This window comes from Streptomyces sp. NBC_01450 (assembly GCF_036227505.1).
Classification (GTDB): domain Bacteria; phylum Actinomycetota; class Actinomycetes; order Streptomycetales; family Streptomycetaceae; genus Streptomyces.
The window spans coordinates 1,028,063-1,047,230 of record NZ_CP109480.1 but is presented as its reverse complement, the minus strand read 5'-3'; the positions used below and the strand labels follow the sequence as shown (position 1 = coordinate 1,047,230).

The window sequence follows — 19,168 nt, the reverse complement described above, 5'->3', positions numbered from 1 at the left end:
AACTGCCAGGAGCGGCGCGACTCATCGTGGACACAGGTGTGTGCCAGCTTCCGCGAGATGCATGACGGCATGTGCATGTGGACCCGTGACGCCCGATGGCGGCTGGAGGCCGGCACCTCGATCGAGCCCCGGGCTGGTACGCCACCGCCAAGCTCACGGAGTTGCCGCCGGATCAGGGATCTTGATCGGAGCGCCTGTATCGGACACGAAGACGACCAGCAGCTTCGCTGGTTCCGACTTGCTGACGTTCTCCGTCAGCAAGTGGTGGGCACCCGGCGGTTCGACCCAGCTCTCGCCCGTGTGGTACGTGTGGACCGGTTCGTTCGCGAGCCGGCTGAGCACCCTGCCTTCGAGTACATAGGCGTACACGAATGCATTGCCGTGGCGATGTGGTGCCGCGCGTGCGGAGGGCGGGAAGTCGACGATCGCTGTGGTGAAGGTTTTGCCCGGGACGTTGGGTAGCGCCTTCTCGATCAGCAGCCTGACTGTCTCAGAGGGCGAGGTGGTCTGCGCAGGGCGTGGTGTGGGCCGCTCTATGCCTGAGGCCGTCGCGCCTTCTGCTGTGGGAGCGACAGCGGCGGTCGCGGCCACCATGCCTGCGGCCAGAGCACGCAGGACAGAGCGTTCTCGGATCACGGCACTACTCCTGTCCGACGTGGCTCACCCCGGCGCCGTGGCCCCAGGGTGCACCGCCTTCGGGGCGTCACCACCAATGAGTATGCGCGCGCGGGTTCGATCCCGCAGATCCGACGTCGGGCCCCGCCATGCCCAGCCGGCCTGGCGACGCTAACCGTTGTCGCTCCGCGCGGCCGCGCCCCGGCTCATCGCGAGGACGGCGTCGCGGCGGCTCAGCGCACCGAACTGGGAACCGCCGGTCGGGGTGTCGCTGCCGTAGATCGAGGTGGGGCCGTCGGCAAGGTGGGCGAGGGCCCCGCCGCGACCTCGTGGGGGTCGGCGAGATCTCCGTACGCCTTGCCGTCGGCCTCGACGCCCGGCGCATGGACGGGGTGTCTGTCTTGACGAGGACGAGCCCCAGTACGTCCACCTCGCGGGTGCTGCGGATCGACTTCGCCCGGACCATCCGCGCAGACGAGTACGACGGCCTGCGGCCTACGACCATGCACCAGGACACCGGTGAACTCGAGGCCGTGGCTTTGCGGTTCGAGGATCACAAGACCTTCGACCACCGCAACGCGGCCCGGGGCCGCAGCCCGCGGGAATCCGGGTACGGCACGATCTACGAATTCCGCGACCGGCCTGACTGGGCGCCATGGGAAGGCGCCCACACCGGCGGACTACGTGCCGCCATCGAGCAGTACCCGTCCGTGTGGTTCCCCAGTGTCTGGAAGCGGCCCGCGCCGTCGCGCCCTTCGGGCCGCACCGCCCGGGGCCCCGTCGCCGCCGACCGCCCGCAGCGGCAGTCGCTCCCGCTGAACCTCCGCAGCACCGAGCGGCAGTCCCTTCGTCATTCTCCTCTTCGTTCACGAGCTCCTATTTGCGTATCAGTCCTGCCTGCCGCCTTCCCGTTACCGTCGCCGCGGTGGTGACCGGCACTCTCACCTGGGTCCCGACCGCGACCGCTCAGCCGACCGAGCCGACGCCCTCCGCCGCTGTCGCCGACACCTCCGAGCCCGACGAGGGCAGCATCGCCATCGTCAAGAACGACCCGGCCGGCGAGGTCCTCGAAGGCGCCGCCTTCGTCCTCCTTGATGTCACCGGCCAGGAGTCCGGCAGCGGCAACACCCACGCCCAGGGGAAGCTGACCTTCACCGGCCTTGTCCCCGGCGTATACCGACTGAAGGGGACCACCTCGGGCAGCCCGCTCCACGCCGTCGTCACCGACCAGGACGTCATCGTTACCCCCGGCGCCACCGTGAACATCGGCAGCGGAGAGAAGACCCTGCTCACACTCACCACCGGACCGAACGGCACCGCCCCCCGGCGAACTCCCAGTGCCCAGCCGCAAGGCCGAGTTCTGGGTCAAGCAGGTCAAGGCACCCGAGGGCTATGACCTCTACAAGCTGACGAAGACTTTCACCGCTAGTGTCCCGGTCTTGAGTTCTGGTCTCGCCTCGTGAGTTGCTTTCCGTTTCAGATTCGGGCGTTTGCCAGTCGTGCGGTGGCTGTGGGCGGTGTCCTGGAGGCATGGGGGACACCAGGCTGGAGCCGCTCGTGCTGTCCGGGGATGAGCGGTCGATCTTGCGGAACTGGGCCCGGCGCCGGTCGACGGCGCAGGGCCTGGCCAAGCGGGCCGCGATCGTGCTCGCCTGCGCGGACGGGCTGAGCAATACCGCAGTGTCGGCCCGGCTGGAGACCGACCGCAAGACGGTGCGCCGGTGGCGGACCCGGTTTCTGGCCGAGCGGCTCGACGGCTTGTCCGACGAGCCGCGCCCCGGGGTGCCGCGCACCATCACCGACGCGCAGATCGAGGAGGTGGTGGTGCGGACGCTGGAAGCGGTGCCTGATGGCGGAACGCACTGGTCCAAGCGGGAGTTGGCACGCCAGGTGGGTATCTCGCCGACCAGTGTGCACCGCATCTGGCAGGCATTCGGGCTGCAGCCGCACCGTACCGAGACGTTCAAGATCTCCCCGGATCCGTTGCTGCTGGACAAGATCCGGGATGTGGTCGGGCTCTATCTGGCCCCGCCGGCGAACGCGGTGGTCTTCTCGGTCGACGAGAAACCACAGATCGTGTGCCACGAACGCTGAAGGAGGCGTTGATGTAACTGCTTCTGGAAGCGGTGCTGTGCAGGAGATGGAGGTAGGTCCTCCGGGGTCGCCCTGCAGGGGGAGGCTCCAAACCACCGCAGGCTGCGCCGGTTAAGTGCCGGTCGTGGTGAGCGCTGCGGCAAAAGGCGCGGCAGTGATCGCGTCAGGTATGGGTCAGGAAGGCGAGCGTGAGCGAACCGCTGATGACGTGTCGTAAATTTTCTCAGTGGCGTCGAAACCGGGGCATGATCTGGGCTCCGGGACAAGTCCGGGGGGAGCCTGCCGACTGCCCGGACGGCGTCCGGCATGGAGGCGGCGCGAGCCTGGCCCGGGCTCTTGTGCGGAACGTGGGAACCTGTCGCCCCGATACTGCGGCCGGCCCGTTGGGCCGGTGGCGAGAGGGAGAACCTCAAGCGGACAAAACCGCGAGGGGTCGAGTACCGATGCGGGGCACGGGGGCGGACCGTCTCGTAGTAGCGATGAGGCCCTGTAACGCGGGCGGAGCGAAGGGGACGGATCGTCCGGGTCTGCTTGGTGGCCAACCGGAGTGCCCGGGATGAACCAGGCAAGCGGATCGAAGTCGTTTGAGATCTCGAAACACCTGGTGTTCGAGGCGTACTTGAGGGTCAAGGCCAACAAGGGTGCGGCGGGCGTCGACGGCGAGTCGATCGAGCAGTTCGAGGCGGACCTGCGGGGCAACCTCTACAAGCTGTGGAATCGCATGTCGTCGGGCTGCTACTTTCCGCCGCCGGTCAAGATGGTGGAGATCGACAAGCCGGGAGGACGCGGGGTCAGGGTCCTCGGTGTGCCCACGGTCGCGGACAGAATCGCGCAGACGGTGGTGGCGATGGTGCTGGAGCCGCTGGTGGAGCCTGTGTTCCACCCGGATTCCTATGGCTATAGGCCCCGGCGGAGTGCACTGGATGCGGTCGCGGCGTGCCGGGAACGGTGCTGGAGAACGGACTGGGTGATCGATATGGACATCCGGGGCTTCTTCGACAACCTCGATCATGACCTTGTCCTCAAGGCGGTCGCCCACCACACCGACCAGCGGTGGGTCCTGCTGTATGTGGAGCGGTGGCTGAAGGCCCCGCTCCAGCGGTCGGACGGCAGCCTGCTCGCCCGGGACCGTGGCAGCCCGCAGGGCTCAGCGGTCTCACCCGTGTTGTCCAACCTGTTCATGCACTACGCGTTCGATGCCTGGATGTGCCGGGAGCACCCCGGCATCCAGTTCGAACGGTACTGCGACGACGTGGTGGTCCACTGCCGCAACGAGGTTCAGGCGCATCATGTGCGCCAGGCCATCGCCGAGCGGCTGGCCGAGTGCGGGGGCCTGGAGTTGCATCCCCAGAAGACCCGCATTGTGTACTGCAAGGACAGGAACAGGCGCGGCTCGGCTGAGCACACCTCGTTCACGTTCCTGGGGTACGGGTTTCGCGTGCGCAGGCTCCGGACGAAGCGCGGAGAGTACTTCTTCGGCTTCAACCCGGGCGTCAGCGACGAGGCCGCCAAGCTGATCAGAGTGCAGATCCGCCGCTGGCGGCTGCACTTGCGCAGTGACACGACCCTGGAGCAGCTCGCCCGGGAGATCAACCCGGTCGTGCGGGGCTGGATCAACTACTTCGGTCGGTTCCATCCGACCGCGTTGCGTTCCAGCCTCAACCGCATCAACGATTATCTGGTGCGGTGGCTTGTCCGCAAGTACAAGCGGTTCCGGCATAAGCGAGCGCGGGCGCGAGAGGCGCTGGGCCGTCATGCGAGACGGTTCCCAGGACTCTTCGCCCACTGGAAGCTCGTCAAGCCGTGACCGTGGACGACTGGACGATGGGAGCCGTGTAAGCCGAGAGGTTTACGCACGGTTGAGGTGTCCCCCGGAGTGTGGACACGGGGGTTCATGCTGCGAGTGTGAGTTTACGTGCTCTCTGCTGTTGTTGTTCGAATTCGACTGGCGAGAGGTAGTTGAGGGCGCTGTGGCGCCTGCGGGCGTTGTAGTAGGTGAGCCACTGGAAGATCTCCAGCCTCGCCTGAGGCATCGTGGAGAACAGCCTCTGGTACATCGTCTCCCTCTTGAGTCCCTGCCAGAACGACTCGGCGAGGGCGTTGTCGTAGCTCGAGCCGACCCGGCCCATGCTCCTGTGGATCCCGAAACCGTTGCAGACCTGCGCGAACGCGGCCGACGTGTACTGCGAGCCCCTGTCCGCATGGAAGATCACCCCGCCCACGTGGCCGCCGCGGGTCGCCACGGCCATCTCCAGGGCGTCGATGACCAGTTCCGTGCGCATGTGCGTGGCCATCGACCAGCCGAGCACCCGGCGTGAACAGATGTCGATGACGCAGGCGAGATACAGCCACGTCCCGCCGACCTGGACGTATGTGATGTCGCCGCACCACTTCTCGTTCAACTGTCTGGCGGAGAAGTTGCGTTGGACGAGATCCGGGGCCGGTGGTGCAAGCCGGTCGGGGACCGTGGTGCGCTTGCGGCGCCGCAGGTGCCGGCCCTCGATACCGTGCCGGCGCATCAGGCGCTCGACGCGCTTGCGGTTGATGGTGTGCCCGAAGCCACGCAGCTCGGCATGGATGCGCCGGACTCCGTAGGTGCCCTTGTGCTCGGTATGGATCTCCCGGATCTCCACGAGCAGGGCGTCGTCGGCGGCCTGCCGCTCTCGACGGACCTTCGCACCGGCGAGCCACCGGTAGTAGCCCGAGCGCGAGACCTGCAGGACCCGGCATATCCGCTGAACGCCGAAGACTTCCGCGTGGGCGGAGACGAAGTCCCAGCGGTGGGTCTTCACTTCATCTCCTTCGCGAAATAGGCGGCTGCCCGGCGCAGGATCTCCCGCTCGAGTTCCCATTCCTTCTCTGCCTTGCGGAGCCGGCCGTTCTCCGCGCGCAGCCGGGCCAGTTCCTCGTTCCGGCTCTCCGCGCTCTGCTCGCCGCTGCTGTGATCACGGCCCGCGTGCTCGTCGGCCTGGCGCACCCAGCTCCGCAGGGTCTCGCCGGTCACCCCGACATCCGCCGCGACCGCCGCGTACGTGCGCTTCCCGCCCGCCGCGCGGTACAGCGCGACGGCATCGTTCCTGAACTCCACCGGATACGGAGACCTACGTCCCACCAGGACACCTTCCCTCGGATCTGCAAGATCCATTGTCAGAGTGTCCACACCACAGGGGTCGCCTCAGGTTCTGAGAGCGGCGGCGGGTGAAATCCCCGCCGCCGACTCACCCAGGCACTGGAACGGACCGCACCCGTGCTCCCGATGCTGCCGGGTGTCCCCGAGCGGCGCAGTTTCGACTACATCCGGCACGGCACCACCGATCTGTTCGCGGCGCTGGACACCGCCACCGGGAAAGTGATCGGCAAGGTGTCCGCCCGTCACGCCGCCGAGGACTTCCGCGACTTCCTGGACCTGCTCGACCACAAGGTGGAGCCCGGCCTGGCAGTCCACGTGATCTGCGACAACCTCTCCGCGCACAAGGCGCCGGTCGTGCACAAATGGCTGGTGGCCCACCCACGATTCGCTCTGCACTTCACACCCACGTACTCGTCGTGGATCAACCAGGTAGTGCGACACGAAGTCGCTTGAGAAGAGTGGGAATCACCGAGGAGGTTCGACTGATGTCGAAGGTGTAGGACCCGAGCCAGTGCGCAGGGCTCGTTCCCGCCTCAGCGTGCGTCGCGAGTAATCGCGGGGTGCGAAGCCTGAGGAATTGCCCAAGGATCCTCGTTCCATCCGGGGGTTACAGGCTGGGAAATGCCGGACGGGTGAATGCGAATGAACCCTTGATGATGCCTCGTCATGAGCACTCCCGCCGATGGGTTGTTCCAGCGGGAGATAGGGACTGGCCGTTGGAAAGCGGCAGGCGCCGGCCGGGGAAATCTGACTGGTCGGGTGTGCACCGCCGTCCCCGGGGTGCAGAGGGCACCCTCCCCGGCAGCATCTCTCTCATGCGGAACGTGACAACCCCGATGGAGTCCAGGCAAAGCAGTTCTGGCCTGGTAAGTCAACCGCAAGGAAGGCCCAACTCTCCAGCGGGTGCAGGAAGACCCAGCAAGCGAATGCCGGTCGCTGAAAGGCAGCAGGAAACCGGGAACCACATGCCGACACCTCCGTCAGCGGTTCCCGTATAACTGGCCGGATAGGGGACGATGCCCCGACCTGAAAGGGTGCTGACGTGGGTCTGGTGAGCCTGTGAAGAAACTATGACCGAGGACACCGGAACCGAAGGGCAAGTTGGACGCCATGACGACACAAACGGCCGGGGCGGCGCAAGCCGCAGCGACCGCCGTCACCGTGGCGAACGGACCGGAGGACGAGATCACCGACTGGCCGTCGATCGACTGGCGGAGGGTCGAGGACGACGTACGGCGTCTGCGGCAGCGCATCTTCACGGCATCGCAGGCAGGAGACCTGGCCAAGGTCAGGAATCTGCAGAAGTTGATGCTCCGCTCCCGCGCCAACACACTCGCGAGTGTGCGGCGGGTCACGGAGGTCAATGCTGGCCGCAAGACGGCGGGCATCGACGGGAAAGTCGTGCTGCTGCCCCAGGGAAAGGCCGAACTGGCCGACTGGATGCAGCATGACGCGGCCCCGTGGAAGCCCAAGCCCGTCAAGCGGGTGTATATATCCAAGGCGAATGGAAAACAGTGCGGACTCGGAATTCCTGTGATCGCTGACAGATGCCTTCAAGCTTTGGCACTGAATGCACTGGAACCCGAGTGGGAGGCACGGCTGGAGCCGAAGGTCTACGGTTTCCGTCCAGGCCGTGGCTGCCATGACGCGATCGTGGCCATCCACACGACGGCGAGCGGCAAGAACGCCAAACGCCTGTGGGTGCTCGACGCCGACTTGACAGCGGCATTCGACCGAATCGACCACGATCACCTGCTCACAACATTGGGCACCTTTCCCGGAAGGGGAATGATTGCCGGATGGCTGAAGGCGGGCGTGGTCGAGAAAGGTTGGTTCACCCCAACAGTGGAGGGAACTCCCCAGGGCGGGGTGATCAGTCCCGCGTTGTTGAACATCGCCTTGCATGGAATGGGAAAGGCCGCTGGAGTCCGCTACCAGACTCTCGGCAGTGATGCCGCGATCCTGGCGCGCGATTCCCCGGTTCTGGTCGTCTACGCCGACGACCTTCTCGCCCTGTGCCATTCACAGGAACAGGCCGAGCAGGTCAAAGCGCGGCTGGCCGCGTGGCTCGCGCCCCGGGGACTGGCCTTCAACGAGGACAAGACGCGCGTCGTCCACCTCGATGAGGGCTGCGACTTTCTGGGGTTCAACATCCGACGCTATCGCGGCAAGTTGCTGACCAAGCCGAGTAACGCGGCCCTGCGGCGGATCCGGGAACGGCTCGCCACCGAGGTGCTGGCCCTGCGAGGGGCCAACGCCGACGCGGTGATCGCCAAGCTCAACCCGATTATCAAGGGCTGGGCTGCCTACTACCGGATCGGGGTGTCCAAGCGGGCGTTCAACTCGCTGGACGCCTACGTGTGGAGACTCGTCTACAAGTGGGCCAAGTTCTCCCACCCGAACAAGTCGATGCGCTGGGTGACCGCCCGGTACTTCGGCATGTTCAACCCGTTCAGGCAGGACAGGTGGGTGTTCGGAGACCGCGCCAGCGGTTTCTACCTCTACAAGTTCGCCTGGACGCCGATCGTCCGGCACCGGATGGTGCCAGGAGCGGCGTCGACGGACGATCCCGCCCTGGCCGACTTCTGGGCCAAGCGGCGACGCCGCGGCAAACCCCCACTGGGCAAAGGCACCCTGCATCTGCTGCAGAAGCAGGACGGCCGATGCCCACTCTGCGGAGGGCTGCTGCTGCACGCCGACCACGAGCCACAAACCCCCAACCAGTGGGAGCAGTGGCTCAAGGTCACCCGCACCGCGATCCGCAAACACGCGATCACCACCGATGCGGGCAACGACAAGCCGGACAAAACCGCAGCCCCACGTCTGATCCACACCCACTGCCACCGTCGGCTGACCACCGACACCGGCCGCAGGCCAGCACTTCTGTCCGCCCGCGAGCCCATGGGGCTTGCTTGAGCCGGTTGCTCGGAAACGGGCATGGCCGGTTCTGAGGGGGGACCGCTGCAGCAATGCAGCGGTCCTACCCGACGAACGCTGGTTCGCGGAACTGCAGCGCCGCTGCCTGGAACGCGGGGTGTTCTGCTCAGTCGACGCGCTCCAGGCAGCCCTGGAGAAATGGATCGAGGTCTGGAACGAACAGGCCCGCCCGTTCCGCTGGACCAAGACAGCCGACCAGATCATCGACCGGATCTGCCGCTACTGCGACAGGATCTCCGGACCAGCTCACTAGGCCGGGCGCCCCGGTCACTGTGACCATCACCAATGCCAAGGCCGCCACCATGCCGAAGCCCACCGGGAAGCCGACGGACAAGCCGACCGACACCCCGTCCAGGCTCACCGACAAGCCGACCGAGAGCGCCTCCGGCGGGTTAAAGACCAACCCGACGGTCGCCGACTCTTTGATTATCCCGTCCGCGGACGGGATGGACTCCACATCACCCGAGACCCCGGCCGGCTCCCTCGCCCACACCAGCGCCGACGCCACCCCGTGGGTCAACCGCCTCTCGACCGCCGCCACGTTCGGCCGACAACAGGGCACCGTAACCCCACCCGGTGTGGTGCCCGCTCGTGTCCTCGGTCGGCAGAGGATGGTCCAGAGAAGGTGTGCGTCCTGGCGGCGGAGACCGCCCACGCGCCGCACAGCTTCCTTCAAGCTGTTCGGGGCGTGGTGGACCTTCCTGGCGTTCGTCGTGATCATCCGCGGCTCGCGGCCAGGGTGCGGTAGCCGGGCCGGCGCGTGACGTCTCGGCCGTAGGCGTCGGTGAAAGCCGCGTAGTTCTGCTGGCCGCGACCGAAGCGCCGACAGCGGACCTCCACGGTGACGAGATCCCACTTTGGCTGCCCGACGGCCACGGTGTCCCGGTCGCGCACGGCTTCGACTTCTCCGGCGTGGAGGGCGTTGCGGTGTTGTGGATCGCCTTGAATTACCCCTTCTGGCAAGCCGAGTTCCGCTTGTGAATGAACCCGAGCCCGCGGAGACCGTCGCCGGCCAGTCGCTGCTCCTGCATGAATCACCGTCGGTGCAGCTCCTGGACGACCGGCCCGGATGCGCCCGACGGTCGGAGGCGAGCGCGGCCTCGATGCCGTAGTGCGGCCGTCGGCACCATGAGAGGACACGCCTCGTCATCGCTCGGGTTGGGTTGAGTGGCGTGACGCCCGTACCCGCGTACAGCGCGGGGTCGAGTGACAGAACGGTGATCGACTCACCGGTTTTCGCGGCCCGCCACGCGATCGCGGCCGGGTGTGCCACAGACCACAGACCACTGGGCGCTGGGCCAGGCCATGGCATCGCGCGAGTGTTCGGCGGTGAACGGGATGCTCTCCGTGGAGCTACCTCCACTGGGCGCTGCGCGCTTCTGCGTCGGGCGCCGCCCGCCGATCGGTTTGCCTCAGATGTGCAAGCGCCGGTTCTCATGAAGCGGTGGCCCGCCCGGACATGTCGCCGAAGACACACCGTCCCTGTTTGCCTGGGGCAACCACGCTAGGTATAAATGGACAGAACGTTCTATCTATTGGGGTTGGGATGACTGGCACTCCTACAGGCGCGGCCGGCCCGGTCGTGCTCATCCACGGGCTCTGGATGACCCCGCGCAGCTGGGAGAAGTGGGCTCAGCGCTACCAGGCGCAGGGCCACCGCGTCATCGCCCCCGCTTGGCCGGGCCTTGACGGCGAGGTCGAGGAGATTAGGCGCGACCCGGCGCGGGTGGCGGGAGTGGGGCTGCGTGAGGTGGTCGCCCGCTACGAGGAGGTCATCCGCAACCTCGACGAGGCGCCCGTGATCATCGGACATTCCTTCGGCGGCGCCATCACGCAGATCCTGCTGGACCGGGGTCTGGGCAGGGCCGGCGTCGCCATCGACTCGGCCCCCGTCAAGGGCGTGCTCCCGTTGCCGTTCTCCACCCTGAAGTCGGCCTGGCCGGTCCTGGGCAACCCCGCCAACAAGAACAAGGCCATCGCGCTGACGCCGAGGCAGTTCCATTACGGCTTCACCAACACCCTCGGCGAAGAGGAATCCGCAGCCGCGTACGAGCGCTACCAGGTGCCCGGATCGGCACGTGCTCTTCCAGGGCGCCTTCGCCAACTTCAATCCCCGCGCCGCGACGAAAATCAACTTCCGCAACCGGCGACGGGCGCCGTTGCTGTTCATCGCCGGCGTGGCCGACCACATCGCGCCGCCGAAGGTGAACAAGGCCAATTGGCGCCTGTACCGCAAGTCCCCGGCCGTCACCGAGTACCGGGAGTTTCCCGGCCGCTCCCACTTCATCATCGGCCAGGACGGGTGGGAGGAAGTCGCCGACTACGCCCTCAACTGGGCTGCTGATCACATCCGCAGCCGCGTCTGACCATGCGCACCTGACCTGCTCTTGCGTATGGCCCCCGCGGTCGCGCGGGGCGTCCGCCTCCCCCCGATGCGAAGCCTTCCCGCAGCCACCACCAGCGGACCGCCCGTCCGCCCTGTCACAACAGAAGGAGAAAACCAGTGTTCAACAACCGCCCCGCCCGCCTCGCCGTCCTCGGCGCCGCCGGCATCGCCCTCGCCGTCGGCCTGACCACGACCGCCTCAGCCGTCCCCTCCGCCCACACCCGGACCGCCGCAAAGCCCACCGTCGTCCTCGTGCACGGCGCCTGGTCCGACTCGGCCGGCTGGAGCAAGGTCGTCAAGCGCCTGCAGGCCGACGGCTACCCGGTCACCGCTCCGGCCACCCCGCTGCGCAGTCTCAGCGGCGACGCCGCCTACCTGGCGGACTATCTCAAGACCATCCACGGCCCGATCATCCTGGTCGGCCACTCCTACGGCGGCGCCGTCATCACCAACGCCGCCACCAACAACCCCAACGTCAAGGCCCTCGTCTACATTGCCGCCTTCGCCCCCGACAAGGGTGAAAGCGCTGCATCCCTGAGCGCCAAGTTCCCCGGCAGCCACCTCAGCGACGACCCCGACGCTCCCGTTCCCACCGCGATCAACGCCGTACCCATCACCCAGCCCGACGGCTCCACCGCCATCGACCTCTACCTCAAGCCCGACAAGTATCGCGACGTCTTTCTCAGCAACCGGCTCAGCCGCTCCGCCGCCGCCGAACTCGCCGCCACCCAGCGCCCCGTCACCGCGCAGGCCCTCGGCGAGCCCTCCGGCACCCCCGCCTGGAAGACCATCCCCTCCTGGTACCTCGTTGCCCGCAGCGACCATGCCATCCCCGCCGCCGCCGAACAGTTCATGGCATCGCGCGCACATGCCCACACCACCGTGCTCAACGCCCCGCACGCCGCCCAGATGACCAACCCGAAGGCCGTGACGAAGCTCGTCGAGCAGGCCGCTGCCACCGCCCGATAGCCCAATAGCCCGACTCGTCGGCCTCCGCCCCCAACCGACCCGGGCGGAGGCCGAGCCATGTCCTCCAGGCAGCGGCACGCGCGCCGGATACGCCCTCAAATCGGGTCAGCCCGCGGCCAGAAGAGCAGCAGCGCCGTGCACCAGAGTGACGCCGGCCGCCTCCGCGTCGTCCAGGTAGCTGGCGATCATCGCGCCATCGCGTAGAACCATCATGGCGTCAGCCGACCGCTTGGGGTCCGCCACACCGAGCTGTTGGAAGGCGTCCTGAAGAAGCTGGTGGAACCACGCCCGGTGCGCCAGCACGGCCTTGTGGACCACGCTGTCCCGCTCCGGGTACTCGGCGGCCGCATTGATGAACGGGCAGCCTCGGAAGCCCGCGGTGCACAACTCGTCCCCGATACCGCGCGCCACGACTTCAAGGAAGGCGGAGGGGTCACCTACCTCTTCCTTGGCAGCGGTCAGGCGGGAACGGATCTGCTGATCCGTGGCCTCGAGGTAGGCCCGTACGAGGTCGTCCTTGCCCTCGAAATGGCGGTAAAAGGTGCCCCGGGCGACCTCCGCCTCCGCCATGACACGATCGACACCGACCGCCCGGATCCCTTCCGTGTAGAAGAGCCTGCTCGCAGTGGTCAACAGCCGCTCACGGGCCTCCGACCGGCGACCGGGCACAGCCATACTCCTCAACTTCGACACACACTCAGTATACGGAACGTTCTTTCCACCCCGCCCTACCCGCATTGCACTGCTGCCCCACAGAAGCGCCGTTGACGAGACACCCCGGCGCTGGTGCGCTGACTCCGCGAACCTCTGCGAGTCGTCGGTGACGAGCTGCCGCTTTGATCGTGATCGGTCGAGGGCCGGCTATCAGCCGTAGCAGTGCCCGCCGGTGGCCACCGCATGAACGACTGGCATCGGCTCGTCAGGGGTGGTGTGAGTGGAGACCGTACGGACGCGTATGCGGTCCGCGAGCTCCTGTGGAGCGGCCTCCGCGGCATGTCGATGCCGTCGGGTCGCATGGCGGGTACACGGTCGTTATATGCGGCGGCTACGCGGTGTCGCGGTCGGCGGCCTGTTCACCCAGTCGCTGCACTCGCGACCAAGCTCGGCCTGGTCAAGATGGGCCGCGTCGCGCTGGACGGCACGAAACTGGAGGCCAGCGCCTCCAAACATAGGGCGATGAGCTCCGGCCGCCTGGTCGACAAGGAAGAGCGGATAGAGGCCGGGATCGCCCAGCTGGAGGCGGAGGCCCAGGGCCTGCTGGCCGACGCGGAGGGCACCGACGAAGCCGAGGATGAGACCTTCGGCGCCGACGGCAAGGAGGTGGACCTGCCCGCCGAGCTGGACCGGCGGGAGAAGCGCCTGGCAAAGCTGCAGGCCGCCCGCGCGCAGATCGAGGCCGAGGCTGCCGAGAAGGCCCGCGCACACGCCGAGGCGAAGGAACGCCTCGGTCAGGAGCGTGCCGGCACCAGCGACGAGCGGTCCGTCACCGACGTCGGCGAGGCGGCCGCATCCAAGGCCCGGCCCAAGCCCAAGGCGCAGGCCAACTTCACCGACCCCGACTCGCGGATCATGAAGAACAGCGCCGGAGCCTACATCCAGGCCTACAACGCCCAGGCTGTCGTGGACGAGAAACACCAGGGCATCACCGCTGCCGACGTGACCTGCAACCCCTCGGACGCGCTGAACTACATCACGATGCTCGACCAGTCCGCCCAGAACACCGGCCCCCACCCCGAGCAGGTCCTGGTCGATGCCGGATAGGGCTCGGAAACAAACCTCGAAGCCGCCCTCCCGGAGAGGATGTCGAGCGGAAAGGTGACGACGACGTCGGACGCGGCGGACTCCTCGCCGGAGGTTCCCCCCTCAGCAGGCGCCGGGCTCCTCGTAAGGGATGCGGTTCAAGTGCAGGACCTCGCCGAGAGTGCCCCACTCGTCGCCGCCGAGCTTGGTGAGCGGACGCAGCAGCTCGCTGCTGGGCCGGCCGCCGACGATGTAGTCCTCGTCCACCGCGGCGTGGAGCACCCGCCCGAAGACCAGGGTGGAGTTGCCCATGCGCAGGGTGGTGTGCGAACGGCACTCCAGAACCACATGGGAGGCGGCCACTCTGGGCGGACGCACACACCTGCTGGCCTCGCGCTCGATGCCTGCTGTGTCGAATTCGCTGACCGACCGAGGAAAGTCGATGGCGGTGGCGTTGATCAGATGCAGCAGTGGTTTGGATGAGAAGTTGACGACGAACTCCCCGGTGTCCTCGACGTTGCGCAGGGAGTCCTTGCGGCCGATCGAGGTGAACTGGACGATCGGGGGATCGGTACTGGCGATGCTGAAGAAGGAGTGCGGGGCCAGGTTCTCCGTACTTCCGTCCGGTGTGATGGTGGAGATCCAGGCGATCGGCCGCGGAATGACGACCGATGTCAGGAACTTGTAGAAGGCCGCGCTGCTCATCGTCTCAGGGGCGTATTCGACACGCATAGGCTCAGTATCGAATCCAGCACGGCTGAGCGTGCCGCAGCCCGGAGAGCGTGTCGTGTCAAGGCTGAAGTCAGGACGATCGGCGATCGCGCCGAGCTGCGGATTCCGCGAACAGTGTGCCGAAGACACGCCCGCTCCCCGCTCCCCGGTCGAGGACAGCGGGCGCTATCGATGCAGAGTGCATTCAGGGGGCGCTGTTGTCCTTGCCCACCTGGATCACGATCTTGCCGCGAGGGTGCTCCGTCTCCAGGGCCTCGTAGGCGGCGCGGGTCTCGGACAGAGGGACGACACGGTCCACGACCGGTGTGAGGCGGCCGCCGTCGATCAGCGCGGTGACGGACTCCAGAGCGGTACGGTCCGGCTCGACGACGAAGAACACCCCCTGTGCTCCGTGTGAGGCGGCGTCCTCGGGGTTCGGGGGCTGCACGATGCTGACCAGGGTGCCGCCCGGGCGCAGCGCCGCCCACGAGCGGGCCTGCGTGTCGCCGCCCACGGTGTCCAGCACGACGTCGGCGCCGTCCACGTGGTCCTCGAAGCGCTCGTCGGCGTAGTCGATGACCTGGTCTGCACCGAGCCCGGAGACGAATTCCCGGTCGCGGGCGGAAGCTGTTGCCGTCACTCGCGCGCCGAGCGCCGCGGCGATCTGCACGGCGAAGGAGCCGACGCCGCCGGCCCCGCCGTGGACCAGGACGTGCTGCCCGGACTCCAACGAGGCCTTGCCGACCAGCGCCTGCCAGGCTGTGAGGGCCGCCAGTGGGACGGCCGCCGCACTGGCATGGGTCAGCCGGGACGGCTTCACCGCCAGCACGTCCGCAGGAACGGTGACGTACTCGGCGGTGGCTCCGTCACGCGTGAAGGGGATCAGCCCGTACACCTCGTCGCCCAAGGAGAGGCCGGTTACCCCCGGACCGACCTCCGCCACGACTCCGCTGACCTCGTGCGAGGGGACGACCGGCGTCCGGTCGCTGCCGCTCCCGTCGAAGCTGTCGGTCCAGGTGGCGTCCCAGGCGAGCTCGCCGTTCGTGATGGAGGCGGCGTGCACGGCCACAAGTACCTCGCCCGCGGCCGGTTCGGGACGTGGCGCGTTCTCGTAGACCAGCTGCTCCGGACCGCCCCGCTTGTGGGCTCGCACAGCGCGCATGGTGGTCATCAGTCAGTTACTCCTTGCGTTGAGGCAGTGTTCCGGCTGGCCCTGTTCCCGTGCTCTTCTGGACGCACTACGGGCAGGTGTTTTGCTGTCCATGATGCGAGCGATCGGAACGGATGGCTTCCGTCATATGACTGAAACCGGCGGAAAACGAGGCGGGGCGCGGTCCCGTACAGGGGCACAAGAGCCTCGTCTGCGCGGCTCGCATGCCGGAATGCATGCGGCGAGTGACGCGGTGCTGGGGCCGCGAAGTTTCCTCGTGTGGGGTCTCAGTCTGTCCATTACGGCGGTGAGTCCGCTTGAGTAATCCGGCTGTGGCCCCCACCAGGGGCGTGCATGCGGCTGCGGATTGGAGCGGCCCGATGCCCTGGTCTTCCGAAAAGGCGCTGCCTGGGACGACTCTGCGGTGCCGGCCACCCCGCAGCGGCTGCGGTCCGCGTACGGGGCGCTGGCCCGCCTGCTCGCCTAGGCCCCTACCGCGCGACCAGGCACCAGGCTTTCGGGCTAGCTGACACGGGCGAGAAGGTCGCCGCCCGGCTGGAAGGCAAACCTGATCGCGACGTACGTGGACCCTTCAGTCGAATGACCGAAGCGATGGGGGGCCGGATCGATCACTCTGGGCGGAGATCGGACGTGCGACCGGCGCGTCCGGCCCCTGACAGAGAGGGAGACGGGCACCGATGAAGCGGGATGGCATGGAAGTCGTCTATGCGGCATATGAGGCGATCAGGAATGGAGACGCGGTGGCAGCGGCTGCGCTCGTCCATCCGGAGATCACCATCCGGCAGTCCGACAGGCTGCCCTGGGGCGGCTTTTACCAGGGGCTTGCCGGGTTTCGGGAGTTCTTCACCACCGTCAGCTCCCACATCAGCAGCACTGTCGAGCCCGAGGCCGTCTACCAGGCCGGGGACCGTGTGGTCCAGGTGGGACGCACCCGGGGCACCGTCCGCGCCAACGGCCGTCCTTTCGACTCCCACGAAGTTCACATCTGGCAGATCACCGACGGCCTGATCAGCGCTCTCGAGATCTACGTGGAGGACGAGACGTTCCTCGCCGTGCTCGGCGAGGGCTCCGCGTGAGATCCGGGGCCCTGCGCACCGCAGGGCCCCGCAATCTCCGATCCACGCCCTGACGTCAGGGCTGGGCCGCCACCACCGAACGCCGGTGGCTGAACGTGACGACGCTGTGCCGGCCGTGGTAGCTGCCCAGACCACTCTCTGCCACACCATCGACGGGCAGCTCGAGGACGAGGAACTGGGCCATGGGCACGCCGAAGGCGATGCTGCCGGAGGCGGTCTTGGCGAGCAGGCGCTCCAGGGTGGCGGGGTTGTCGCTGAAGGCGTAACGACCGGCGGGGCGGGCCGGGAGTTGATGAAGGAGATCGCCTCATCGAGGTCCTTGACCGTCAACACGGGCAGGATGGGCCCGAAGATCTCCTCCTGCATGACGGGCGCGTCCGGCGCCACCTCCGCCAGCACGGTCGGGCCGTGAGCCGGATCGTGGCGTCGTGGTTACCACCAGTGACGATGAGGCCCGGCGTGAGGAGCCCGACCAGGCGCCGGTAGTGCCGGTCGATCACGATCCTCGCGTACTCCGCGGCGAGCGCGGGCTCGGAGCCGTACGCCGCATGGACGGCCTTGGCGAGGGCGTCTTCCAGTTCCGGGGCGGTCTGCCGGTCGGTCAGGACGTAGTCCGGCGCCACGCAGGTCTGCCCGGCGTTGATGAACTTGATCGCCACCAGCCGCAAGGCGGCCTGTTGCACATCGGTGTCGCGGTCCACGAAGACCGGTGACTTGCCGCCGAGTTCAAGGGTGACCGGGGTGAGGTGGCGGGCCGCGGCGGCCATGACGGTGCGCGCGACTGCGCCGTTTCCGATCTACAGGATGTGGTCGAAGCGCTGTTCCAGGAGGGCCGTGGTCTCCGCGGGGCCGCCCTCCACGACGGCAACCGTGTCCGGGTGCAGATAGTTGGGCAGCAGACGCGCCAGCAAATGGGACGTGGCGGGCGCAAGCTCGCTGGGCTTGACCACCACGGTGTTGCCGGCCGCGAGCGCCCCGGCCAGCGGCACGACAGCGAGGTGACGCGGGTAGTTCCACGGTGCGATGGCCAGCACCACGCCCAGTGGCGTCAGCTGCGTACAGGCCTCGGCCGTCCCCAACTGTTCGGGCACGTCCCCGGGGTTGGGGCTTCAGCCGGTCGTCGAGGTGGGCCAGGATGTAGTCGATCTCGCGGACGGCGTAGTCGATCTCGGTGCGGTGTGCCTCCACGGGGCCCTTGCCGAGGTCGGCGTGGAGCGCCTCAGTGAACTGCGCGGGCCATAACTGAGCGTCTCTATGTGTCCGTGCATACCGTCAACACGCACATGAAGCACATCTTTGCCAAGCTCGGTATCAACACGCCGGTCGAACTTACCCGGCTGGCGATGGAGCGGGGTGGTATCACCGACGAGACCGCTGAGTTCAAGCCGCCGCGGTCGTGGCGATCACCACGACGGACGAGGTGGTGGCACTGGGGATCCTGAGCGTGATTATCGGATCCTTCCCGCCAGGCACCGTCCCTGTGGTGCTGGGGCGCGTCAACCAGTTAGGGGGAGGAACCCGGAGACTTCGAGGACTACTGCTCCTTCCACCTCAAGCAGGAGTACCAGCGCGTCGATCAGGCCCGCTACCAGGAGGGATTCACACGCGCAGCTTGATCAACGAAGGCCCTGCAATCGATCCGCACCCATTACGCCGAACGAGCGAGGCCCATGCACCTGGTCCGGGAGGCGACGATGGCAGCCGTCCGCGGGATCTCGCTGTCAAGGCGTGGGGGCGGAGCCACGTTGGAAGATGTTGATGACGTTGCCATCGTTATCCCGGATGGCGGTGGAGACGCTGCCGTCGCCGAGGTCCTGCTCGCGCCAGAGGATGGTCACGCCCTCGTCTTTGAGGCGTTGGGAGACGGTGGCGAGGTCGTCGACCTGGAAGACCAGGCTCTTGGCTCCAATGGGCAGGACGTGCTCGGGCGGCTCGGCGAACAACTCGTCGATGCGGAAGCAGCCGGGAACCTGCAGGAGCTCGAGTTGGAAGCCGGCCCCCTTCATGAAGGCGACGTCGGCGTTGATCGTCTCGAAGCGGCTGCGCGCCGCGACCTGCAGGCCGAAGATGCGTTCCCACCATGCGACGGAGGAATCGAGGTCGGACACCGACACAGCGATGTTGTGCAGGGAGTACTGGAAGACGGGTGTCTGGGTGGGGAGGGGCATCGGGGGTATCCCATTTCCTGATGGGGGCAAGGCTCCTGCTTCATGGTAACGATGGCCGGGCCGGGGGTGCTTCTTGGCGCGCTGGGACGCCGCCCCGGTGTGCGTCGATCGGATGCGAGCTCTTGCTCTGTCCCTGACTGTCTTCGGCGCGTCGGTAAGGTGGGCCGTGGG

At 67.3% G+C, this 19,168-nt stretch carries 16 protein-coding genes and 4 pseudogenes; 11 read left to right on the top strand and 9 right to left on the bottom strand.

Translation table 11 applies throughout. From position 1 onward, the window contains the following. Positions 1-153: 153 nt before the first annotated feature. Positions 154-636, bottom strand: a complete 483-nt coding sequence (locus OG568_RS04825; protein WP_329530434.1) for a cupin domain-containing protein — start codon at positions 634-636, stop codon at positions 154-156. Between the two features lie 380 nt (positions 637-1,016). Here OG568_RS04825 and OG568_RS04820 point away from each other — a divergent pair, with 380 nt between their 5' ends. The 4 genes and pseudogenes from OG568_RS04820 (at position 1,017) to ltrA (ending at position 4,516) form a co-directional block, all read left to right on the top strand. After that, positions 1,017-1,547, top strand: coding sequence for a hypothetical protein (locus OG568_RS04820; RefSeq protein ID WP_329530433.1), 531 nt, complete (start codon positions 1,017-1,019; stop codon positions 1,545-1,547). Further along, positions 1,496-2,042 (top strand): annotated as a pseudogene (locus tag OG568_RS04815) (carboxypeptidase-like regulatory domain-containing protein); the annotation flags it as partial. The gene OG568_RS04820 and the pseudogene OG568_RS04815, both read left to right, overlap by 52 nt. A gap of 103 nt (positions 2,043-2,145) precedes the next feature. Beyond that, positions 2,146-2,709 carry an IS630 family transposase gene (locus OG568_RS04810; RefSeq protein WP_329530432.1) on the top strand — a complete coding sequence of 188 codons (564 nt, stop codon included), beginning with the start codon at positions 2,146-2,148 and terminating at the stop codon, positions 2,707-2,709. 556 nt (positions 2,710-3,265) lie between these two features. Continuing rightward, complete coding sequence (gene ltrA, locus OG568_RS04805) at positions 3,266-4,516, top strand: group II intron reverse transcriptase/maturase (RefSeq protein ID WP_329530431.1); 1,251 nt, start codon at positions 3,266-3,268, stop codon at positions 4,514-4,516. A gap of 85 nt (positions 4,517-4,601) precedes the next feature. Here the strand turns inward: ltrA and OG568_RS04800 are convergent. Further along, a protein-coding gene (locus OG568_RS04800) for an IS3 family transposase (protein ID WP_329530430.1) occupies positions 4,602-5,821 on the bottom strand; the annotation gives its coding sequence in 2 pieces (ribosomal slippage) (positions 4,602-5,566 and positions 5,566-5,821; 1,221 coding nt in all). A 111-nt stretch (positions 5,822-5,932) separates the two neighbouring features. On the opposite strand from OG568_RS04800, the pseudogene OG568_RS04795 reads away from it, so the two are divergent. Continuing rightward, a pseudogene (locus OG568_RS04795) lies at positions 5,933-6,277 on the top strand (IS630 family transposase); the annotation flags it as partial. Positions 6,278-6,949: 672 nt separating this feature from the next. Further along, complete coding sequence (locus OG568_RS04790; RefSeq protein ID WP_329536256.1) at positions 6,950-8,755, top strand: reverse transcriptase domain-containing protein; 1,806 nt, start codon at positions 6,950-6,952, stop codon at positions 8,753-8,755. Positions 8,756-8,882: 127 nt separating this feature from the next. Here OG568_RS04790 and OG568_RS04785 read toward each other — a convergent pair whose 3' ends face one another. Both OG568_RS04785 and OG568_RS04780 read right to left on the bottom strand, forming a co-directional pair. Further along, positions 8,883-9,497: a hypothetical protein gene (locus tag OG568_RS04785; protein ID WP_329530429.1), complete on the bottom strand. Its 615-nt coding sequence runs from the start codon at positions 9,495-9,497 to the stop codon at positions 8,883-8,885. Continuing rightward, positions 9,494-9,670 carry a hypothetical protein gene (locus OG568_RS04780; RefSeq protein WP_329530428.1) on the bottom strand — a complete coding sequence of 59 codons (177 nt, stop codon included), beginning with the start codon at positions 9,668-9,670 and terminating at the stop codon, positions 9,494-9,496. Before OG568_RS04780 ends, OG568_RS04785 begins: the two co-directional genes overlap by 4 nt. A gap of 565 nt (positions 9,671-10,235) precedes the next feature. Between OG568_RS04780 and OG568_RS61255 the strand changes: the two genes are divergently transcribed. Further along, positions 10,236-11,120 (top strand): alpha/beta hydrolase, encoded by an 885-nt coding sequence (locus OG568_RS61255; RefSeq protein ID WP_443077847.1) that lies wholly within the window; start codon positions 10,236-10,238, stop codon positions 11,118-11,120. 159 nt (positions 11,121-11,279) lie between these two features. Then, positions 11,280-12,131 carry an alpha/beta fold hydrolase gene (locus tag OG568_RS04765; protein WP_329530427.1) on the top strand — a complete coding sequence of 284 codons (852 nt, stop codon included), beginning with the start codon at positions 11,280-11,282 and terminating at the stop codon, positions 12,129-12,131. A 105-nt stretch (positions 12,132-12,236) separates the two neighbouring features. Here the strand turns inward: OG568_RS04765 and OG568_RS04760 are convergent, their stop codons facing one another. Beyond that, complete coding sequence (locus OG568_RS04760) at positions 12,237-12,800, bottom strand: TetR/AcrR family transcriptional regulator (protein WP_329530426.1); 564 nt, start codon at positions 12,798-12,800, stop codon at positions 12,237-12,239. Between the two features lie 394 nt (positions 12,801-13,194). On the opposite strand from OG568_RS04760, the pseudogene OG568_RS04755 reads away from it, so the two are divergent. Further along, positions 13,195-13,889, top strand: a pseudogene (locus tag OG568_RS04755) (IS5/IS1182 family transposase); the annotation flags it as partial. 105 nt (positions 13,890-13,994) lie between these two features. Here OG568_RS04755 and OG568_RS04750 read toward each other — a convergent pair. Further along, positions 13,995-14,603, bottom strand: a complete 609-nt coding sequence (locus tag OG568_RS04750; RefSeq protein ID WP_329530425.1) for a flavin reductase family protein — start codon at positions 14,601-14,603, stop codon at positions 13,995-13,997. Between the two features lie 184 nt (positions 14,604-14,787). Further along, positions 14,788-15,753 (bottom strand): NADP-dependent oxidoreductase, encoded by a 966-nt coding sequence (locus tag OG568_RS04745; protein ID WP_329530424.1) that lies wholly within the window; start codon positions 15,751-15,753, stop codon positions 14,788-14,790. 677 nt (positions 15,754-16,430) lie between these two features. Between OG568_RS04745 and OG568_RS04740 the strand changes: the two genes are divergently transcribed. Further along, positions 16,431-16,829 (top strand): nuclear transport factor 2 family protein, encoded by a 399-nt coding sequence (locus OG568_RS04740; protein ID WP_329530423.1) that lies wholly within the window; start codon positions 16,431-16,433, stop codon positions 16,827-16,829. A 55-nt stretch (positions 16,830-16,884) separates the two neighbouring features. Here OG568_RS04740 and OG568_RS04735 read toward each other — a convergent pair. Beyond that, positions 16,885-18,059, bottom strand: a pseudogene (locus OG568_RS04735) (aldehyde dehydrogenase family protein); the annotation flags it as partial. A 53-nt stretch (positions 18,060-18,112) separates the two neighbouring features. Here OG568_RS04735 and OG568_RS61250 point away from each other — a divergent pair. Next, positions 18,113-18,271 (top strand): hypothetical protein, encoded by a 159-nt coding sequence (locus OG568_RS61250; protein ID WP_443077846.1) that lies wholly within the window; start codon positions 18,113-18,115, stop codon positions 18,269-18,271. A 279-nt stretch (positions 18,272-18,550) separates the two neighbouring features. Here the strand turns inward: OG568_RS61250 and OG568_RS04730 are convergent, their stop codons facing one another. Continuing rightward, positions 18,551-18,997 carry a VOC family protein gene (locus OG568_RS04730; RefSeq protein ID WP_329530422.1) on the bottom strand — a complete coding sequence of 149 codons (447 nt, stop codon included), beginning with the start codon at positions 18,995-18,997 and terminating at the stop codon, positions 18,551-18,553. Positions 18,998-19,168: the final 171 nt, after the last annotated feature.